15 protein-coding genes and 1 pseudogene are annotated in these 20,487 nt (G+C 71.3%); 6 read left to right on the top strand and 10 right to left on the bottom strand.

Features of this window, described 5'->3' with window-relative positions; translation table 11 throughout:
* Position 1: 1 nt before the first annotated feature.
* The 6 genes from ACODT5_RS27160 to ACODT5_RS27135 all read right to left on the bottom strand — a co-directional run bounded on the left by ACODT5_RS27160 (position 2) and on the right by ACODT5_RS27135 (position 7,943).
* The gene (locus ACODT5_RS27160) at positions 2-1,726 is read right to left on the bottom strand and encodes a branched-chain amino acid ABC transporter permease (protein ID WP_422521830.1); all 1,725 of its coding nucleotides are present in this window, start codon (positions 1,724-1,726) and stop codon (positions 2-4) included.
* A gap of 5 nt (positions 1,727-1,731) precedes the next feature.
* Complete coding sequence (locus ACODT5_RS27155) at positions 1,732-2,664, bottom strand: branched-chain amino acid ABC transporter permease (protein WP_385379380.1); 933 nt, start codon at positions 2,662-2,664, stop codon at positions 1,732-1,734.
* A gap of 122 nt (positions 2,665-2,786) precedes the next feature.
* Positions 2,787-4,025, bottom strand: a complete 1,239-nt coding sequence (locus ACODT5_RS27150) for a branched-chain amino acid ABC transporter substrate-binding protein (protein ID WP_422521829.1) — start codon at positions 4,023-4,025, stop codon at positions 2,787-2,789.
* Between the two features lie 542 nt (positions 4,026-4,567).
* Positions 4,568-4,966, bottom strand: a complete 399-nt coding sequence (locus tag ACODT5_RS27145) for a hypothetical protein (protein ID WP_422521828.1) — start codon at positions 4,964-4,966, stop codon at positions 4,568-4,570.
* 160 nt (positions 4,967-5,126) lie between these two features.
* Complete coding sequence (locus ACODT5_RS27140) at positions 5,127-5,600, bottom strand: PaaI family thioesterase (RefSeq protein ID WP_422521827.1); 474 nt, start codon at positions 5,598-5,600, stop codon at positions 5,127-5,129.
* Positions 5,601-5,654: 54 nt separating this feature from the next.
* Positions 5,655-7,943 (bottom strand): FdhF/YdeP family oxidoreductase, encoded by a 2,289-nt coding sequence (locus tag ACODT5_RS27135; protein ID WP_422521826.1) that lies wholly within the window; start codon positions 7,941-7,943, stop codon positions 5,655-5,657.
* A gap of 417 nt (positions 7,944-8,360) precedes the next feature.
* On the opposite strand from ACODT5_RS27135, the gene polA reads away from it, so the two are divergent.
* Positions 8,361-11,087: a DNA polymerase I gene (gene polA / locus ACODT5_RS27130; RefSeq protein ID WP_422521825.1), complete on the top strand. Its 2,727-nt coding sequence runs from the start codon at positions 8,361-8,363 to the stop codon at positions 11,085-11,087.
* Positions 11,088-11,126: 39 nt separating this feature from the next.
* On the opposite strand, the gene ACODT5_RS27125 is transcribed toward polA, so the two are convergent.
* Together ACODT5_RS27125 and ACODT5_RS27120 are read right to left on the bottom strand one after the other, a co-directional pair.
* Complete coding sequence (locus tag ACODT5_RS27125) at positions 11,127-11,999, bottom strand: DUF4184 family protein (protein ID WP_422521824.1); 873 nt, start codon at positions 11,997-11,999, stop codon at positions 11,127-11,129.
* A gap of 392 nt (positions 12,000-12,391) precedes the next feature.
* Entirely contained in the window at positions 12,392-12,763 is a 372-nt protein-coding gene (locus ACODT5_RS27120; protein ID WP_422525277.1) for a hypothetical protein, read from the bottom strand.
* A gap of 52 nt (positions 12,764-12,815) precedes the next feature.
* Between ACODT5_RS27120 and ACODT5_RS27115 the strand changes: the two are divergent.
* From ACODT5_RS27115 to pgfA, 4 genes and pseudogenes are all read left to right on the top strand, one after another.
* Positions 12,816-12,914 (top strand): annotated as a pseudogene (locus tag ACODT5_RS27115) (lytic murein transglycosylase); the annotation flags it as partial.
* A gap of 107 nt (positions 12,915-13,021) precedes the next feature.
* On the top strand, positions 13,022-13,654 hold the full coding sequence (locus ACODT5_RS27110; RefSeq protein WP_422525276.1) for a hypothetical protein: 633 nt from the start codon (positions 13,022-13,024) through the stop codon (positions 13,652-13,654).
* Between the two features lie 136 nt (positions 13,655-13,790).
* Complete coding sequence (locus ACODT5_RS27105) at positions 13,791-13,931, top strand: SPW_0924 family protein (protein ID WP_250744997.1); 141 nt, start codon at positions 13,791-13,793, stop codon at positions 13,929-13,931.
* Positions 13,932-13,945: 14 nt separating this feature from the next.
* A complete protein-coding gene (pgfA, locus tag ACODT5_RS27100; RefSeq protein WP_422521823.1) occupies positions 13,946-14,923 on the top strand; it encodes a cell envelope lipid trafficking protein PgfA in 978 nt (325 codons plus the stop codon).
* Here pgfA and hrpB read toward each other — a convergent pair.
* Both hrpB and ACODT5_RS27090 read right to left on the bottom strand, forming a co-directional pair.
* Positions 14,913-17,585, bottom strand: a complete 2,673-nt coding sequence (gene hrpB / locus ACODT5_RS27095) for an ATP-dependent helicase HrpB (protein ID WP_422525050.1) — start codon at positions 17,583-17,585, stop codon at positions 14,913-14,915. The two genes, pgfA and hrpB, sit on opposite strands and share 11 nt — an antisense overlap.
* 19 nt (positions 17,586-17,604) lie before the next feature.
* Positions 17,605-18,453 carry a class I SAM-dependent methyltransferase gene (locus ACODT5_RS27090; protein ID WP_422521822.1) on the bottom strand — a complete coding sequence of 283 codons (849 nt, stop codon included), beginning with the start codon at positions 18,451-18,453 and terminating at the stop codon, positions 17,605-17,607.
* Positions 18,454-18,809: 356 nt separating this feature from the next.
* Here ACODT5_RS27090 and rpsA point away from each other — a divergent pair, with 356 nt between their 5' ends.
* Positions 18,810-20,327 carry a 30S ribosomal protein S1 gene (rpsA, locus tag ACODT5_RS27085; RefSeq protein WP_243338283.1) on the top strand — a complete coding sequence of 506 codons (1,518 nt, stop codon included), beginning with the start codon at positions 18,810-18,812 and terminating at the stop codon, positions 20,325-20,327.
* Positions 20,328-20,487 lie beyond the last annotated feature (160 nt).

The raw sequence follows: 20,487 nt of genomic DNA, 5'->3' as shown, positions 1-20,487 counted from the left end.
TTCACGCACCCGCCTTGGCGGTGGCCAGGTCCGTGGGGGCCTGGTCAGTCGTCTCGTCGTCGTGGAACTCGAGCTTCGCGCGCTTGTTGGCGATGAGGCCTTCGGGGCGGAAGCGCATGAGCAGGATGAGGGCGATGCCGAAGGCGAGGAGCTGGTAGTCCTGGAGGAAGGCCAGCTTCGCCGGGATCAGGAAGAGCAGTGCGGCGCCGAGGATGGGGCCGCGGATGGTGCCCATGCCGCCGAGGATGACGGCGGCGAGGAGGAACGCGGAGTTCGGCGGGACGGGCCCGGCGAAGACGTAGTTCTCGGGGACGACCGTGCTGTTGACGTGTGCCTGGACGGTGCCGGCGAGGCCGGCGAGGGTGGCGCCGAGGGCGAAGGCGATGAGCTTGACCTTGAAGCCGTTGATGCCCATGGCTTCGGCGGCGGTCTCGTCCTCGCGGATGGCGACCCAGGCGCGGCCGATGCGGCTGTTGCCGGCGCGGGCGAAGATCACGATGACCAGGGCCATCACGAGCAGCATCAGGAAGTAGTAGTTGGCGTAGGCGCCGAGGGTGATGCCGCCGACCACGTGGGATTCCCCGAAGTTCCACCCGAAGAGTTCGAGGTGGGGGATGTTGGGGATGCCGTTGGGGCCGTTGGTGATGTCGGGGCCGGACTGGCCGTCGAGGTTGCCCATGGCGATGCGGAAGATTTCTCCGAAGCCGAGGGTCACGATGGCGAGGTAGTCGCCGCGCAGGCGCAGCGTCGGTGCGCCGATGACCACGCCGAAGATGAGCGAGGCGAGGGCGCCGACGATGACCGCTGCCCAGAAGGGCAGCTGGATGCCGAACGCGGAGGCGGTGGATCCGGAGACCAGGGCTGCGGCGTAGGCGCCGACGCCGAGGAAGGCGACGTAGCCGAGGTCGAGGAGGCCGGCGAGGCCGACGACGACGTTGAGGCCCAGCGCGACGGTCGCGAAGATCAGGATGTTGACCGCGATGAGCGTGTAGGTGTCGCCGCTCTGCTGGATGAACGGGAAGGCGATCGCGGCGGCGGCGGTCCCGATGAGGGTGACCTGCCGGTTCTTCGCCGTGATGGTGCTGAACCGGTCCAGGAGTCCCGACTTGAGCAGGCCGAAGGCGGCGAAGCCGAGGGTGATCAGGTAGGCGACGAAGAGCTGCGGTTCCTTGTCGTCGGTGTCGATGCCGAAGGTGACGACGTAGAGGCCGAGGGCGAAGACGCCGGTGATGATGAGGATCTCGGCCCAGGAGGGCAGCGGCTTGGCGGGGGCCGCCTTGTGGCTGTCGTCGGGGAGCTTGTACGCGGCGAGGGCCGCGATGAGCGAGCCGACGAAGGCCACGTAGGCGCCGGGGTCGAGGTCGGCGATCTTGCCGAGGACGACGACGATGGAGATGACCGTGAATCCCGTGGCCAGGAAGTTCCCGAGGGCCAGGAACCGGACGGCCTTGTGGGATCCGGCGGGGGTCAGCCACTGGAGGCCCTTGACGCCGAGCGCGGAGAGCGCGAAGGCGAGGGTGAGGACTGCTCCGATGAGGGTGACGTACTGGAGGCTGGCGGGGCTGCCGTAGTAGGTCAGGTCACCGGGGAAGTCGGGGGTCCACGTCCAGGCCAGGAAGGCGCTGACGATGGTGATGAGGCTGCCGGCGACGACCGCGTAGAGCAGTGCGGCGGGGGCGGGGCCCTGCTTGGCCGGGGCGGTCTGCGGGGTGGTGTTGGTGGTCATGGTTCTCACGCCCGATCCGCGACGCGCTCACCGAGCAGGCCTTGCGGCCGCACGAGGAGGACGACGATGAGGAGTACGAAGGCCCAGACGTTGGACCAGGCTCCACCGCCGAGCTGCTGCATGCCGGGGATCTCTTCGATGTATGCGATCGAGAGGGCTTCGGCGAGGCCGAGGACCACGCCGCCGACCATGGCGCCGTAGATGTTGCCGATGCCGCCGAGGACGGCTGCGGTGAAGGCCTTCAGTCCGAGGATGAAGCCCATCTCGAAGTTGATCTGACCCTTGTCGAGGCCGTAGGCGACGGCTGCGACGGCGGCGAACGCGGCACCGATGGCGAAGGCCATGACGATGATGCGGTCGGTGTTGATGCCCATCAGCTTCGCGGTGTCGGGGTCCTGCGCGGTGGCCTGCATGGCGCGGCCGCTGCGGCTCTTGGAGACGAAGATGCCCAGGGCGAGCATGCACGCGGGGGCCAGGATCAGGACGAAGAGGTCCGCGCGCTGGATGGCGAGGCTGTCGGTGATCTTGAAGGCGGCGCCCTTGAATTCGGGGAAGCTGACTGCCTTCTTGGCGTCCGGGTAGAACTGCCAGACGAGCTGCTGGAGCGCGATCGAGAGGCCGATTGCGGTGATGAGCGGGGCGAGCCGGGGTGCGCTGCGCAGGGGACGGTACGCGAAGCGTTCGGCTGCGGTGGCCACGGCGACGGAGGCGAGTGCGCCTCCGACGATCATGACGGGGATCGCGATCAGCAGGGATGTGCCGGTCGGGAGGGCGGTGTACGCGGTGAGCGCACCGAACCCGCCGATCATGAATATCTCGCCGTGGGCGAAGTTGATGAGCTGGACGATCCCGTACACCATGGTGTACCCGATGGCGATGAGGCCATAGAGGGCACCGAGGGACAGGCCGTTGGCCAGCTGTTGCGGCAGTTCGTGCACCGCAGGGCCTCCGATGAGCGTGTCGGATAAGACTCCGCGCGAGGGCGCTGTTGCGCCCTCGCGCGGCTGGTTCTTTGGGGAGGGTGGGCCCGGTCGGACGGACCGGGCCCGGTACTACTGGCTTACTGGTTGAACGTGTCGCTCTTGACGTCGACCCACTTGCCGCCCTCGACCTTGTAGACCGTGAGCTGCTTGTTGGTGGTGTCGCCGTACTGGTCGAAGGCGACCTTGCCGGTCACGCCCTCGAAGGAGACCTTGCCGAGAGCGTCGACGACGGCGGCGCGGGCACCGTCGGTCGGGAGCTTGCCACCGTTGGCGGCGGCGACGGCCTTGACGGCCTGGATGATGGACCAGCCGGCGTCGTAGGAGTAACCGCCGTAGGCCGCGTACGGGTCCTTGTAGCCGCCGGCCGCGTAGTCGGCGATGAACTTCTTGGCGGTGTCCAGCTTCTCGACCGGGTAGCCGATGGAGGTGGACAGGTCGCCCTCGTTGGCCTCACCGGAGGCGCTGATGAAGGCGGGGTCCTGGATTCCGTCGCCGCCCATGAGCGGGATGCTGGCGCCGGCCTTCTTGATCTGGTCGGCGAGCAGGCCGCCCTCGGGGTACTGGCCACCGAAGTAGACGGAGTCGGCGCCGGAGGACTTGACCTTGTCGGCGGTGGAGGAGAAGTCGGTCTCCTTCACGGTGACGTGGTCGGTGCCGGCGATCTCGCCGCCGAGCTTCTTGAACTCGTCGGAGAAGATCGCGGCCAGGCCGGCGCCGTAGGTCTGCTTGTCGTCGACGACGAAGACCTTCTTCTTGCCGGCGTCCTTGAAGAGGTACTGGGCGGCGAACTTGCCCTGGACCACGTCGGTGGCGGCGGTGCGGAAGTAGGTCTTGAAGGGGCGCTTGAACTCGCCCTTGCCCCAGTTGTCGCCCTGGCTGAGCGAGGGGTTGGTGTTGGCGGGCGAGACCTGCGCCAGGTTGGCGGAGGCGAAGACGCCCTGCATCTGCTGGGCGACGCCGGAGTTCAGCGGGCCGACGACACCGATGACCTCCTTGTTGCCGACGAGCTTGGTGGCGTTGGCCTGACCGGAGGCGGGGACCGCCTGGTCGTCGAGGGCCTCGACCTTGAACTCGATGCCCGGGACCTCGTTGTTCTTGTTGGCCGTCTTGGCCGCGAGGTCGACAGAGTTCTTGATGCCCTGGCCGAGCGCGGAGAGCGAGCCGGTGAGCGGGGCGTCGACGCCGATGACGACGACGGTCTTGGCTCCGCCGGTCTTGTCCGCGGGCTTGCCCTCCTCGCGGGATCCGCAGGCGGTGAGGGTCAGTGCACCCGTGGTGAGGACGGTGGTGAGGACGAGCAAAGAACGGTGTCGCACGATTCTTCCTTTCCCTGGCGCGGCCGCCTCAGGTGAGGTGCCGATTGTTCGCCGGGCCGCACTGGGAGGTCCACGGCCGTGCTGAGTCGCACCTTTCGGCGCGGTGACTGGCCGTGACTCTAGGCCCGAGGTGGTGAATGCGGGGAGCCGGGAAAGGAGGATGTGACGCTCTTGTTATGCCAAGGCCAAGAATGTGCGGCGGGAGTGCGGACAGATCGGGCTTTTAGCGACCTCGGGGATTGCCCACATGCTGAGAAATCCCCGTTCGTCTAAGGGGCTTGAGGGCCTCATGGTCCTGTCATAGATCAAAACGGGCCGAATGTTGCAGCGTGTGGCCGAAAGAATCCAACGGGTGGCATTCAGGAACGTAAAGGCCTGATTCTGCAAGGTATGGACATGACGCAGCGTAGCGAAGTGGCGTGATCCACTTCGGTCTGCGGATCTTCCGGAGGTGGCGTAAAGGCCTCTCGACCTGCGAAGGGACCATGCGCCGACAAGTGACCGGAAGACGGACATGGCATGCCCGATTCCGGTCATCCGGCTCACTGGGGAGGGCGCCAGTTCTCGGAGCTGCGGGTGGCTCCGTCCTGCTCGGTGCAACGCTGTGCCACGAGCCGGTCGATCAGCTCAAGTCCCTTTTCCCGCCCGCTGGTTCGCTCCTCGGCGCGGCCGGCGGCGACGGCTTCCTCGTGGATCGCGTACTGATCGTTGGACAGGCCCTTCTGCTCCCAGTCCAGTCCCGACCACTTGCTGCCCTTGAGGGTCTCTTTCGCCCAGTACGAGACCAGGGCGGTGCAGATCTGGGCAGGTGAGGAGGGGCTGGGCGCGGCGGCGGAGGAGCTCGGGGCGGCGTGCGGGGCGGAGTTGGAACATCCGGGCAGGATCAGCGCGGCGAGGACGGCGGCGGCGTACGGGAGCGCGGTGCGTGGCGTGGTCCCCATGGGGGGACGGTAAGCCGTCACGATCGGTGACACAACAGCCTGTGGCGGAACGTGTGCGGACTGGCGGATTCCGTGCGGTACCGGCCCGCGGACGCGGCGAGGGCCCGGCTCCTGCCCCTCGCGGGGGCGGGAGCCGGGCCCTCGCCGGGCCTCGACGGGGTCAGGCCCCGGGGGCCGCTTCGACGTCGCGCAGCAGGCAGGTCAGGCGGGCGGTGCAGACCCGGCGGGCCTGCTCGTCGGTGACGACCACCTCGTAGGTGGCGGTGGAGCGGCCCCGGTGGACGGGGGTCGCGACACCGGTGACCAGGCCGGAGCGGGCGCCGCGGTGGTGGGTGCAGTTCAGGTCGACGCCGACGGCGACCTTGGTGATGCCGCCGTGCATCATCGCGCCGACCGAGCCGATGGTCTCGGCGAGCACGGCGGAGGCCCCGCCGTGGAGGAGTCCGTACGGCTGGGTGTTGCCCTCGACGGGCATGGTGGCGACGACGCGCTCGGCGGAGGCTTCGAGGATGCGGATGTCCATCCGCTTGCCGAGGTCGCCCGCCGAGAACAGCGCGGGCAGGTCGATGCCCAAGGCCGTGTACTCGTCGAGGACCTCCTGCGGGAACTTCACCGCGTGCTGCTGCTCGCCCATGGGCCGACTCCGTTCGTCAACGTTCGTTAACCATCTTGTCCTCGGGTCGTTCTATCAGGCCGGCTCGAAGCGCACGACGACGGACTTGCTCGCCGGGGTATTGCTGGTGTCCGCCGTGGCGTCGAGGGGCACCAGCACGTTGGTCTCGGGGTAGTAGGCGGCGGCGCAGCCGCGGGCGGTCGGGTAGTGCACGACGCGGAAGCCGGGGGCGCGCCGCTCCACGCCGTCGCGCCACTCGCCGACGAGGTCGGTGTACGAGCCGTCGGCGAGCCCGAGCTCGGCGGCGTCCTCGGGGTTGACCATGACCACGCGGCGGCCGCCGGTGATCCCGCGGTAGCGGTCGTCGAGGCCGTAGATGGTGGTGTTGTACTGGTCGTGGCTGCGCAGGGTCTGCAGGAGCAGGCGCCCCGCCGGGAGGTGCGGGTACTCCACGGGGGCGGCGGTGAAGTTCGCCTTGCCGGTCTTCGTGGGGAAGCGGCGCTCGTCGCGCGGGGCGTGCGGGAGCTGGAAGCCGCCGGGGCGGGCGACGCGGGCGTTGAAGTCCTCGAAGCCGGGGATGACGCGGGAGATCCGGTCGCGGATGGCCGCGTAGTCCCGCTCGAACTCCTCCCAGGGGGTCGCGGACGTCTCGCCGAGGACGGCGCGGGCCATGCGGGCCACGATCGCGGGCTCGGAGAGCAGGTGCGGGGAGGCGGGGGCGAGGTTGCCGCGGGAGGAGTGGACCATGCCCATGGAGTCCTCGACGGTCACGAACTGCGCTGTGCCCTTTTTGCCGAGAGCGGCGGCCTGGACGTCCTTGTCGGTGCGGCCGAGGGTGGGCAGGATCAGGGCGCGCCTGCCGGTGACCGCGTGCGAGCGGTTGAGCTTGGTGGAGACGTGCACGGTCAGGGAGGCGCGGCGGATCGCGGCCTCGGTGACCTCGGTGTCGGGGGTGGCGCCGACGAAGTTCCCGCCCATGGCGAAGAGGACCTTGGCCTCGCCGTCGCGCAGGGCCTGGATGGAGCGGACCACGTCGAAGCCGTGCTCGCGGGGCGAGGTGATGCCGAATTCCTTGTCGAGGGCGTCGAGGAAGGCGGGCGCGGGGCGCTCGAAGATCCCCATGGTGCGGTCGCCCTGGACGTTGGAGTGGCCGCGGACGGGGCAGACGCCGGCGCCGGGGCGGCCGATGTTGCCGCGCAGCAGCAGCAGGTTGACGACCTCGCGGATGGTGGCGACGGAGTGCTTGTGCTGGGTCAGGCCCATGGCCCAGCAGACGATGGTGCGCTTGGAGGCCAGGATCATGGCCAGGGCGCGCTCGATGTCGGGGCGGGTCAGGCCGGTGGCGGTGAGGGTCGCGTCCCAGTCGGTTTCCTGGGCGGCGGCCGCGAACTCCTCGTAGCCGTGGGTGTGTTCGCGGATGAACTCCTCGTCGGTGGCGCCGCCCGCCTCGATGACGAGCTTGTTCAGGAGGCGGAAGAGGGCCTGGTCGCCGCCGATGCGGATCTGGAGGAACAGGTCGTTGAGGGCGGTGCCCTTGAGCATGCCGAGGGGGGTCTGCGGGTTCTTGAACCGCTCCATGCCGGCCTCGGGCAGCGGATTCACCGAGATGATCTTCGCGCCGGCGGACTTGGCCTTCTCCAGGGCGGAGAGCATGCGCGGGTGGTTGGTGCCCGGGTTCTGCCCGGCGACGATGATCAGGTCGGCCTGGTGGAGGTCTTCGAGGGAGACGCTGCCCTTGCCGATGCCGATCGTCTCGTTCAGTGCGGAGCCCGAGGACTCGTGGCACATGTTCGAGCAGTCGGGGAGGTTGTTGGTGCCGAACTCGCGGACGAACAGCTGGAAGAGGAAGGCCGCTTCGTTGCTGGTGCGGCCGGAGGTGTAGAAGAGCGCCTCGTCGGGGGAGTCCAGGGCGCGCAGCTCCTCCGCGATGATCTCGAAGGCCCGCTCCCAGCCGACCGGCTCGTAGCGGTCGCCGCCCGCCTCCAGGAGCATCGGCTGGGTGATCCGGCCCTGCTGGCCCAGCCAGTAGCCGGAGCGGCCCGCGAGGTCGGCCAGGGGGTGCGCGGCGAAGAACGCGGGGGTGACCCGGCGCAGGGTGGCCTCCTCCGCGACGGCCTTGGCGCCGTTCTCGCAGAACTCGGCGGTGTGCCGCTTGTCTCCTTCGGGCCAGGCGCAGCCCGGGCAGTCGAAGCCGTTCTTCTGGTTGACCTTGAGGAGGGTGCGGGCGGTACGGGCCAGGCCCATCTGCTCCTGCGCGATCCGCAGGGTGTGCCCGATAGCGGGCAGGCCGGCGGCCGCGTGCTGAGGGGGCGCTACCTGCGGTGCGTCCTGTACGGGATCACCTGTGGGCGGCTTGGTGGCCATGTCGCTCCCCTTCGAGCGTGCGTGCGAATGCAGCACATAGTGCCGCGTGTCTGAATCCTTTCACGCCCGCCGGGAAGCCGGGAGGGCGGTTCGGGGCGCCCGGGGGCGGGGCGGGTGCGCCGGGGGCGTTCGGTGCGACGGATGCGCTGGGTGAGTCGGGTGACGGATGCGCCGGTGGAGTCGGGAGGGGGAGGCCCGGCGGAGTCCGGTGGGGAAGCCCCGGGGGTCAGGTGGCGAGCCCGGGGAGCCGGGTGGGCAGGCCCCGGAGGAGGTGGCGGCCGGGCTCCGCAGGAGGTGGCGGCCGGGCTCCGGGGAGGCGGTGGCCGGTCCCGGGCGGGGCGGAGCCCGGACGGTCGTCCACTGACCGGGTGATGACCGGCGCCGGAATTGTCAGTCAGGCGGCCTAGGATCGGGGGCGTGGCAGATTCAGCATCGAAGAAGACCGACCAGCCGACCGCAGCGGACCGCCCCCGCCTGATGCTCATGGACGGGCACTCCATGGCGTACCGGGCGTTCTTCGCGCTGCCTGCGGAGAATTTCACGCTCGCGACGGGACAGTCGACGAACGCCGTCTACGGATTCGCGTCGATGCTGGCGAACACGCTGCGCGACGAGGCGCCCACGCACTTCGCGGTGGCGTTCGACGTGTCCCGCAAGACGTGGCGCGCGGCGGAGTTCCCCGAGTACAAGGCGAACCGTTCCAAGACCCCCGACGAGTTCAAGGGACAGGTGGAGCTGATCGGCGAGCTCCTCGACGCGATGAGCGTGCCGCGGTTCGCGGTCGACGGCTTCGAGGCCGACGACGTGATCGCGACGCTCGCCACGCAGGCCGAGGCCCTCGGCTTCGACGTGCTGATCGTCACCGGCGACCGCGACTCCTTCCAGCTGGTCTCCGAGCACACCACCGTGCTCTACCCGACCAAGGGGGTCTCCGAGCTGACCCGGTTCACCCCGGGAGAGGTCGAGGAGAAGTACGGCCTCACCCCCCAGCAGTACCCGGACTTCGCGGCGCTGCGCGGCGACCCGTCCGACAACCTCCCCGGCATCCCTGGCGTCGGCCCGAAGACGGCCACCAAGTGGATCACCCAGTTCGGGTCGTTCGCGGAGCTCGTGGAGCGTGCCGACGAGGTCAAGGGCAAGGCCGGTGAGAGCCTCCGGGAGAACCTGGACGCCGTGAAGCTCAACCGGGTGCTGACCGAGATGGTCAAGGACGTCGCCCTGCCCAAGACCCCCGCGGAGCTGGCCCGCGCCCCCTACGACCGGAGCGCCGTCACCGGAGTCCTGGACGTACTGGAGATCCGCAACGCCTCCCTGCGCGAGCGGCTGCTCGCCGTCGACCCGGGCGCCGCCGAGGACGAGGCCCCGGCCCAGGCGGCCGCCGCCGCGGTGGAGCTCGACGGCTCCGTGCTCGGCGCCGGCGAGCTCGCGCCGTGGCTGGAGAGCCACGCGGGCGCCCCGCTCGGCATCTGCACCGTCGACAGCTGGGCGCTCGGCACCGGCAACGTCTCCGAGATCGCGGTCGCCTCGGCCGGGGGCGCCGCCGCCTGGTTCGAGCCGTCCGCGCTGGACGAGGCCGACGAGCGGGCCTTCGCCGCCTGGGCCGCCGACGCCGCGAAGCCCAAGGTCGTGCACAACGCCAAGGCCCTGATGCGGGTCTTCCCCGAGCACGGCTGGACCCTGGCCGGGGTCGTCATGGACACCGCGCTCGCCGCCTACCTGGTCAAGCCGGGCCGGCGCTCCTTCGCGCTGGACGTGCTCTCCCAGGAGTACCTGCACCGGGAGCTGGCGCCCGCCGCCGCCGACGGGCAGCTCGCCTTCGGCGCCGACGACACCGCCGAGGCGGAGGCCCTGATGGCGCAGGCCCGCGCCGTCCTGGACCTCGGCGACGCCTTCGCGGTGAAGCTGCCCGAGGTGGGCGCGGCCGAGCTGCTCCACGACATGGAGCTGCCCACCTCCGAGCTGCTGGCCCGCCTGGAGCGGGCCGGCATCGCCGTGGACCGGAGCCACCTGGAGGGCATGGAGCTGCAGTTCGCGGGCGCCGTGCAGCAGGCGGTGAAGGAGGCGCACGCGGCGGTGGGCCACGAGTTCAACCTCGGCTCGCCCAAGCAGCTCCAGGAGGTCTTCTTCGGCGAGCTGGACCTGCCGAAGACGAAGAAGACCAAGACCGGCTACACCACGGACGCCGACGCGCTCGCCTGGCTGGCCACCCAGACCGACCACGAACTGCCCGTGATCATGCTCCGCCACCGGGAGCAGGCCAAGCTGCGCGTCACGGTCGAGGGCCTGGTCAAGATGATCGCCGCCGACGGCCGGGTGCACACCAGCTTCAGCCAGACCGTCGCCGCCACCGGCCGGCTGTCCTCCACCGACCCCAACCTGCAGAACGTGCCGGTGCGCACCGACGAGGGCCGGGCCATCCGCCGCGGCTTCGTCGTCGGCGAGGGCTACGAATCCCTCATGACCGCGGACTACAGCCAGATCGAGCTGCGCGTCATGGCCCACCTCTCCGAGGACGAGGGCCTGCTCGAAGCCTTCCAGTCGGGCGAGGACCTGCACACGACCGTCGCCTCCCAGGTGTTCGGCGTCGAGCGCTCCGAGGTCGACGCCGAGATGCGGCGCAAGATCAAGGCCATGTCCTACGGTCTGGCCTACGGGCTCTCCGCGTTCGGCCTCGCCCAGCAGCTGAACATCGAGCCCGGCGAGGCCCGCGGGCTGATGGAGACCTTCTTCGAGCGCTTCGGCGGGGTCCGGGACTACCTGGGCCGCGTCGTCGAGGAGGCCCGCGCCACCGGCTACACGGCGACGATCCTCGGCCGCCGCCGCTACCTCCCGGACCTCAACAGCGACAACCGCCAGCGCCGCGAGGCCGCCGAGCGGATGGCGCTGAACGCGCCGATCCAGGGCACCGCCGCCGACATCGTCAAGGTCGCGATGCTGCGCGTGGACAAGGCGATCACCAGGGCAGGGCTGAAGTCGCGGATGCTGCTCCAGGTCCACGATGAAATCGTGCTGGAGATCGCGCCCGGAGAGCGCGAGCGGGTGGAGGAGCTGGTGCGCCGCGAGATGGCCGACGCCGTCGACCTGCGGGCCCCGCTGGACGTGTCCGTGGGCGTCGGCCCCGACTGGGAGTCCGCCGCGCACTGACCGCCCCGCACCTGTGGTCCCGACAGCGCCCGTCCCCGCCTACGCGGTGGGGACGGGCGTTCTCGTCTCCTCGTCCGACGCGTTCGGGCCCGCGTCCGCGCGGCCGCGGACCCGCCGGTGGAGCAGGCGCACGAGGGCCCCGTACAGCAGGAGGCCCACGGCGAGACCGCCGCCCGCTCCGAAGCAGACGGTCGGGATGATGTCGAGCGGGGTGCGGATCCGGTCGTAGTAGGTGAAGAAGCGCAGCACGTGCAGGGTGACCCCGACCGTCACGCAGACGAGGACCAGCGCGAGCGCGCCCCACACCCCGGCCCGGCCGAGCACCGGGACGGACGCGGGGGCCGGCGACTGCGGCAGCCGGCGCAGCGCGGTCGCCGTGAACCAGACCAGGACGCAGGCCGCGAGCGCCGAAGTCCCGTACTGCAGGTACGAGTAGAGGGGCAGCCCGAGGGCGAGGGGCTCGCCCAGTGCCGGCAGGATGCGCGTCCCGAAGCGGTCGACGTGCGTGAAGGCGTCCCACACCACGTGCGTGAGCGAGCCGATGACCGCCGAGAGGTAGAACCACACGGCCAGCGAGGGAAGTCGGCGCCCGCGCCACTCCTCGCCCCGGACGAAGGCGTGCACCCTGCCCTGCCGGCCGCGGGGCAGCAGCGCGATCAGCGGCTCGCGCAGCAGCAGCCAGCACGCCGCGAGGACGGCGGTCAGGACCGCGTCGGCGGTCAGGATGCCGGGCAGGGAATGCGCGAAGGTGGCGTACGGCCCCAGGCCCGAGACCACCGTGCCGGCGAAGTAGAAGGTGTCCGGCGCGAACGACCCGAGGACCAGGGCCGATCCGACGAGGGGGCCGCGCGCACGACCGGACCGGCGGAGGGCCGGAAGTACGGCGGCCGCGTGGCTGAGAGTGAACGGCATGGGACCTTGTCTCGGGGGCTCGGCTCATCGACCGGCGCGGTGCCACCGGTGCGTCCAGTATGGGTGGCCTGACCTGCGCATGAGGAAATCGTGAATTCCCGCCCACGATGCGTGCCCTGTTCAGCGAGTTGACGTAGGGTCACGCGGACGTCGAGGGGGAGGGGGGTCCGGCTCATGACGGCTCGGATTCGGATACCGGGACACGTGTCCGCGGGGATGGGGATGTCGACCCGGTTCGGCCGGGTGGTGCGCAAGGGCGGGGCCGCCGTGCTCGTCTCCGCCGTCGTGGCCGCCGTACTGACGGCCTCGCAGGGGCCGTTGGCGGCCGGGGCCCAGGTGCTTCCGGTCGCGGAGCCCGCGCCCGTGCCCGATGGCTCCGCGGGGGACGGCTCCTACTTCACCGCCCTGCCACCATTGGTGAGTCCCGAGCCGCCGGCCGTGCTGCTGCCCGAGGACGGGGCGGCGCCGGCGCCCGCGGCATCGTCCGCCGCGGATCCGGGGCCGCGCGACGAACCCGTGGCCACGGGCGGCGCCGAGGGCGCGCAGGGCATACCGGCGACCGTGCTCGCCGCGTACCGGGGCGCGGAGCAGGTGGTCGGCGGCAGCGACCCCGGATGCGGACTGCGCTGGCAGCTCCTCGCGGCGATCGGCAAGGTCGAGTCCGGGCAGGCGCGCGGCGGCCAGGTCGACGCCTCCGGTACGACGCTGCGCCCGATCCGGGGGCCCGTGCTCGACGGCAACGGCTTCGCGAACATCTCGGACACCGACGGCGGGGTCTACGACGGGGACACCCGCTACGACCGTGCGGTCGGGCCGATGCAGTTCATCCCGTCCACGTGGGCCTCGTGGGGCCAGGACGCCAACGGCGACGGCCGGCGCGACCCCAACAACGTGCACGACGCCGCGCTCGCGGCGGGCCGCTACCTGTGCGCCGGTACGCGTGACCTGCGGGTGGGCGCGGATCTGGACCGGGCCGTGCTGTCGTACAACCACTCCTCCGCGTACCTGCGGACGGTGCGGTCGTGGTTCACGTACTACCTGAAGGGCGCGCACGAGGTCCCGGACGGCAGCGGCACTGGCACTGGCACTGGCAGTGGCAGTGGCGGCGGTGGCACCCCGGTGGTGACACCCCCGAAGCCGAGCCCGAGTCCGAGCCCGACACCGAAGCCCACGCCCTCGCCGAAGCCGACGCCTTCGCCGAGTCCGACGCCCTCGCCGAAGCCGACGCCCTCGCCGAAGCCGACGCCCTCGCCCACGCCTTCGCCGACTCCCACGCCGACGCCCACCCCGAGTCCTACGCCGACCCCTTCGCCGACGCCCACCCCGAGTCCCACACCGACGCCTTCGCCTTCGCCGACGCCGAGCCCTACGCCGACGCCGACGCCGAGCCCTACGCCTTCGCCGACGCCGAGCCCTACGCCGACGCCTTCGCCGACGCCCACCCCCAGCCCCACCCCGAGCCCGAAGCCCACCTCGAGCCCGACGCCGACCTCGTCGCCGACGCCCGAGCCGGCTCCGAAGCCCACGGCTTCGGTCTCCCCGTCGCCGAAGCCCAAGCCCTCGCCCAAGCCGTCCCCGTCCGCGTCCGCCGCCGCTCCGGGGCCCACGCCGACCCCCTGACGCGCCCCGCCCCGCGCCCCGCCCACGCCGCCTGAGCGGGGGCGGGGCCCCGGCGTGTCCGCCCGCGGTGCGGGTCCCCGCGCGAGCAGTGGCTCAAACGGTTCTCATCTGTCACCCGCATTGCTACGGTGCCACCGCCCTGACACCCCATCAGATTCCGGAGGCCCCGGCATGCGCGCATTCGTCGCCGCCGCCAGCGGTCTCGTCCTCGCGGCGCTCCTCGTCTTCGCCATCACGGCGACGGGGGCGCCGGAAGGCAAGACCTCACCGAAGCCCCTGCTCACCACCGCGCCCGCCGCGCCCGGAAAGTAGAGGAGGGCCCGGCCATGCGACGCAGAGCAAGCCTCGTCCTGCTAGCCGTAGCCGTGTTCTGTGCAGCCCTCGCACCGCTGCTGCGCTGGTACGCGTACCCCAGGCTCGCCAAGATCCCGCCGAGCCAGTACCAGGAGATGGTGCTGGAGGCGAAGGACGCGACCCTCATCGACTACGTCACCATGAAGCCGAAGAAGGTCGACAAGGTCACCATCGTCCAGACCCTCAAGGGCAACGTCGAGGCGTCGAAGGAGATCGAGGCCAGCGCCGGCAAGGACGTCGTGGTCTGGGACACGCTGACCCACATCATGGGCCCGGACGGGAAGATGGTCTCCCAGATCCCCGAGCGCTACATCTTCGACGCGCACAGCCAGGACCCGGTGCACGCCACCGGCGAGGCGGTGGACGGGGACCCGGTCAGGCGCGAGGGCATCGAGTTCAAGTGGCCGTTCTTCACCGAGCCGCGCGACTACCTCTACTTCGACCAGCAGACCCGCACCTCCTCGCCCATCCACTACGTGGGGCCGCGCACCTTCAAGGGAGTGGACGTCTACTACTTCGAGCAGACCGTTCCGTGGACGAAGGTCGGGCTGCCGAAGAAGATGCCGGTCGAGGGCCTCAACCCGGCGACGTTCGAGCAGGACACCGGAACCAGCCTCTGGTACACGACCAAGGCGAAGTTCTGGGTCGACCCGGTGACCGGCGCGCCCGTCAACGCCGAGCAGGAGATCCAGCAGGAGATGCGCGGCGGGAGCATCGCGGGCAGCGCGCCCGACGGGAAGCTCACCGTCTTCGCCGGACACGTGAAGATCCGCGAGGACTACAGCGACTACACCGTCGACCTGGTCAAGTCGAACCGGGTCATGGTCCTCGCGCTGCACACGTACGCCCCGATCGGGCTGGCTGCCGGAGGCCTCGCGCTCTTCGGGCTCGCCCTGCTGCTGGAGGCGCGCACCCGGCGCCCCCAGCGGGAGGGGCCGCTCAGCGCTTGAGCCGGGCGTTGGTGTGCCGGGTGGGCTCGGCGGTCGCCGGGTCCTCGGGCCACGGGTGCTTGGGGTAGCGGCCGCGGAGCTCGGCGCGGACGGCGCGGTAGCCGCCCTGCCAGAAGGAAGCCAGGTCGGCGGTGACCGCGGCGGGCCGGCCGGCGGGCGACAGCAGGTGGACGAGTACGGGGACCCCCGCGACCCGCGGGGTCTCGGCCAGCCCGAACAGCTCCTGGAGTTTGACCGCGAGTACGGGCTGCCCGTGCTCGGCGGCGTAGTCGACGCGGATCCGGGAGCCGCTCGGCACCTCGATCCGCTCCGGGGCCAGCTCGTCGAGCCGGGCGGCCTCCCCGGTGGCCCAGGGGAGCAGCCGGTTCAGCGCCTGCCCCGCGTCGATCCGCGCGAGGTCGCCGCGGCGGCGGGCCCTCGACAGCTCGGGCTCCAGCCAGTCGTCGGCCCGCTCCAGCAGCTCCCCGTCGTCCGCCACGTCGGGCCAGGGCGGGCCGAGCGTGCGGTGCAGGAAGCCGAGCCGGGCCCGGAGTGCCTGCGAGTCCGGGGTCCAGCGCAGCAGGCCCAGCCCGTCGGTCCGCAGCCCGTCGAGCAGGGCGGCCCTGACGAGGTCCCGGTCGGGGTTGCGCAGGGGCCGGGCGGAGAGCTCGATGGCTCCGAGCCGTTCCACGGAGCGGGCGACGAGGTCGCCGTCCTCCCAGTGGACCTCCTCGCCGGACCGGAACAGGTGCCCGGCGGCGGCGCGGGCGGTCTCTTCGTCGAGAAGGGCTCCGAGCCGGACGCGGGCGGAAGCCGAGTGCGGGGGCCTGTCGGCGACGGCCACGGCCAGCCAGGGCGCGTTGCGCAGCCCGGACCCCTCGCCGAGCTCGGCCCCCGTCCCGGAGGCCATGAGGAAGGCTCCTTGGCCCTTGGCCTTGGCGACCCGCTCGGGGAACGCCAGTGCGGCCACGAGCCCGGCGGCGGCGTCGTCGGGGACAGAGCTTTCCCCCACCCCGCCCCTTCCCGAAACCGGGCTCTGCCCGGACCCGGCCCTCAAACGCCGGGCGGGCTGGACATGCCGCTGCGCGGCATCATCCAGCCCCGCCGGCGTTTGAGGCGCGGGGTCCGGGGTGGAGCCCCGGCCGCCTTCCGCCGCCGCGCGCTCCAAGCGCCTGGCCTCCGTGCGCCAGCGCGATGCGTACGGGTCGCCGCCCGCGAGGGCCCGCCGCCAGGCCGCGGCCAGGTCGTCCCCGTACTCCCGCGGCGGCTCCTCGCTCAGCAGGGCCACCAGTTCCGCCGCCCGCCGGGCCCCCAGCGCGGCGGAGCCGTCGAGCAGGGCCCGGGCGAGGCGCGGGTGCAGGCCGAGCCGGGCCATCCGCAGCCCGCGCGGCGTCGGCCGCCCGGCCGGGGTCACCGCGCCCACCGCGAGCAGCACCTCCCGCGCCGCGGCCATCGCTCCGGCCGGCGGCGGATCGAGCAGGGCCAGGCCGGTCGCGTCCGGGTCGCCCCAGCAGGCGGCCTGGAGGGCGAACTGCGCGAGGTCCGCGATCCGGATCTCGGGGGAGGGGTACGCGGGCAGCCGCCCGTCCTCCGCTTCGGCCCAGCAGCGGTACACCGTGCCGGGGGCCTCGCGCCCGGCGCGGCCCGCGCGCTGGCGGCCGGCCGCGCGGGAGGCCCGTACGGTGGCCAGCGCGCCCAGGCCCCGGGCGTGGTCGACCCGGGGTTCGCGGGCCAGCCCCGAGTCCACGACGATCCGTACGCCGGGCACGGTCAGGCTGGACTCCGCGACGGCGGTGGACAGGATGACCCGGCGGTGCGGCGCGGGAGACAGCGCCGCGTCCTGGACGGAGGCCGGAGCGCGGCCGTGTATCTGGAGGACCTCCGCGCCGGTCCCGCCGAGCTGCCCGGCGACCCGGGCGATCTCGCCGACGCCGGGCAGGAAGCAGAGGACGTCGCCGGAACGTTCCGCCAGCGCCCGCCGCACCACCGAGGCCACGTGCGTGAGCTGCGCCGGATCCACCCGCATCCCGTGCGGCGGACGCACCGGGCGGGCCGGCGGGGCCCACACGGTCTCCACCGGATGGGAGATCCCGGCCGCCTCCACGACCGGGGCACCGCCGAGGAGCTGCGCCCAGCCGTCGGCGTCCGTGGTCGCCGAGGCCGCGAGGAGGCGCAGCTCCGGGCGCAGGGTCGCGCGTACGTCCAGGAGGAAGGCGGCGACCGTGTCGGCGTCCAGATGCCGCTCGTGGCACTCGTCCAGGATCACCAGATCGGTGCCCGAGAGCTCCTGATCCCGCTGGAGCCGCTGGAGCAGCACCCCGGTGGTGACCACCTCGATCACGGTGGAGGGGCCCATCACCCGCTCCCCGCGCACGGTGAAGCCCACGGAGGCGCCCACCTGCTCGCCGAGCAGCCAGGCCATCCGCCGGGCCGCCGCGCGGGCGGCGATCCGGCGGGGTTCGGCGACCACGATCCGGCGGCGGGGTCCGCGCGCCGATTCTCCGCGCGCCGATTCACTGCCGGCCGGCCCCACCAGCCCCGCCAGCACCAGCGGCACCAGTGTGGTCTTGCCGGTGCCGGGCGGGGCGCAGAGCACGGCGGCGCCGTGGGCGTCGAGCGCCGAGACGAGCGCGGGCAGGGCTTCCCGTACGGGAAGGGAGTCGAGGTCGGCCGTACGGATCACGCGCTGTCCCGTCACCGGCTCAGTCCCGCTCGCACACGAAGATCGCCGTACCGGGGATGAGGTTGCCGCGCAGCGGGGACCAGCCGCCCCACTCCTGGCTGTTCCACGCGGGCCACTCCGGCTCGACCAGGTCGACGAGGCGGAAGCCGCCCGCGACCACGTCCCGTACCCGGTCGCCGATGGTGCGGTGGTGCTCCACATATACGGCGCGGCCCTGCTCGTCCTGTTCGACGTACGGGGTGCGGTCGAAGTAGGAGGCGGAGACGGACAGCCCCTCGGGGCCCGGCTCGTCGGGAAAGGCCCAGCGGACGGGATGGGTGACGGAGAAGACCCAGCGGCCGCCGGGGCGCAGGACGCGGCGCACCTCCCGCATGACGTTCACGGGGTCGGCGACGAAGGGGACGGCCCCGTAGGCGGAGCAGGCGAGGTCGAAGGAGCCGTCGCGGAAGGGGAGGCGGCCGGCGTCGGCCTCGACCAGGGGGACGTCCTCGCCGATGCGCAGGGCGTGCTGGAGCTGGCGGTGGGAGAGGTCGAGGGCGACGGGGCGGGCGCCCTGGGCGGCCAGCCAGCGCGAGCACTGGGCGGCGCCGGCGCCGATCTCCAGGACGTCCTTGCCCTTGAGGGAGGCGACGGGCCCGAGCAGGGCCGCTTCCGCCTCGTCCAGGCCCTCGGGTCCCCAGACGAAGCGGTCGTCGCCGAGGAAGGCGCCGTGCTCGCTCTGGTACTCGTCGGCGTTGCGGTCCCACCAGCCCCGGCTCGCCCGGCTGCTCTCCGCTTCCCCCGCGTCACGCCGCGTGGCCTCGGAATCGTCTTCGGCGGCCGATCCGGCTTCGTACGCCTCTTCGGGGGCGTAGTCCTCTTGGTTCATGGGGCCCGTCGTCGTAGTCTGCGAATGTCTGCGGAAGCGGGTTGGAGGGGCCATTGGTGCCTGCCCGCCCGCCAATTGTGCCGGTTGTGCGGTGATCCGCCCGGGGTGTGCGCCTTCGCGCATTGACCCTGTCCGGCTGCCCCCGTATGCTACAAGTTGCGCTGCGAGCCTGTGCTCCTCAGACCTAGCAGGCTGCGCTTGTATCTGTTGATGACCCCTCGGTTTTCGAGGCCCCCACCCCGCATTCGCGGAACTGGGGCTTCCTTGGCTGTCCGGCTTCTTCGGCAGATGCCGATAAGGGCTCCCGGCGTAGCAGTACCTACGACTTTCTGTCCGTAACCGGAGCCCTTACCCACATGACGAGCAGCACCGAGACCACCGCCACCACCCCGCAGGTTGCGGTCAACGACATCGGTGACGAGGCCGCGTTCCTCGCCGCGATCGACGAGACGATCAAGTACTTCAACGACGGCGACATCGTCGACGGCGTCATCGTGAAGGTCGACCGTGACGAGGTCCTCCTCGACATCGGTTACAAGACCGAGGGCGTCATCCCGAGCCGCGAGCTCTCGATCAAGCACGACGTCGACCCGAACGAGGTCGTCAAGGTCGGCGACGAGATCGAGGCTCTTGTTCTCCAGAAGGAGGACAAGGAAGGCCGTCTCATCCTGTCCAAGAAGCGCGCGCAGTACGAGCGCGCCTGGGGCACGATCGAGAAGATCAAGGAAGAAGACGGCATCGTCACCGGTACCGTCATCGAGGTCGTCAAGGGTGGTCTCATCCTCGACATCGGCCTCCGCGGCTTCCTGCCGGCCTCCCTCGTCGAGATGCGTCGCGTCCGCGACCTCCAGCCCTACGTGGGCAAGGAGCTCGAGGCGAAGATCATCGAGCTGGACAAGAACCGCAACAACGTGGTCCTGTCCCGCCGTGCCTGGCTCGAGCAGACCCAGTCCGAGGTTCGCCAGACGTTCCTCACCACCCTGCAGAAGGGTCAGGTCCGCTCCGGCGTCGTTTCCTCGATCGTCAACTTCGGTGCCTTCGTGGACCTGGGTGGCGTCGACGGTCTCGTCCACGTCTCCGAGCTGTCCTGGAAGCACATCGACCACCCGTCCGAGGTTGTCGAGGTCGGCCAGGAAGTCACCGTCGAGGTCCTCGACGTCGACATGGACCGCGAGCGTGTCTCCCTGTCGCTGAAGGCGACGCAGGAAGACCCGTGGCAGCAGTTCGCCCGGACGCACCAGATCGGTCAGGTCGTCCCGGGTAAGGTCACCAAGCTGGTTCCGTTCGGTGCGTTCGTCCGCGTGGACGAGGGCATCGAGGGTCTGGTCCACATCTCCGAGCTGGCCGAGCGCCACGTGGAGATCCCGGAGCAGGTCGTCCAGGTCAACGACGAGATCTTCGTCAAGGTCATCGACATCGACCTCGAGCGTCGCCGGATCTCGCTGTCCCTGAAGCAGGCCAACGAGTCCTTCGGTGCCGACCCGGCCTCGGTCGAGTTCGACCCGACCCTCTACGGTATGGCTGCCTCGTACGACGACGCGGGCAACTACATCTACCCCGAGGGCTTCGACCCCGAGACCAACGACTGGCTCGAGGGCTTCGACAAGCAGCGCGAAGCCTGGGAGGGCCAGTACGCCGAGGCGCAGACGCGCTTCGAGCAGCACCAGGCCCAGGTCATCAAGAGCCGCGAGGCCGACGAGGCCGCCGCTGCCGAGGGTGCGGCCGCTCCGGCCGCGGGCAGCAGCAGCAGCGCCGGTGCGGGCATCTCGGGTGGTTCGTACTCCTCCGAGGGTGCCGACGAGACCTCTGGCGCCCTGGCGTCCGACGAGGCCCTCGCCGCGCTCCGCGAGAAGCTGGCCGGCGGCCAGAGCTGATCGCAGCAGCACGGCGTGAGCCGAGCTGATCTTCACCGGTAAGGCCCGTCCCCTCAGGGGGGCGGGCCTTACCGCGTTGTGCGGCCGTGCCGCACGTTTCCCGTGCACACCGTTTCGCGATGCCGCCCGGTGATGCCGCCTCGTGAAAACCGCCGATCCG

This window comes from Streptomyces tatrensis (assembly GCF_049310065.1).
Taxonomy (GTDB): Bacteria; Actinomycetota; Actinomycetes; order Streptomycetales; family Streptomycetaceae; genus Streptomyces.
Note: the sequence above shows the minus strand (reverse complement) of the source record. Positions and strands in the feature narration are given on the sequence as shown.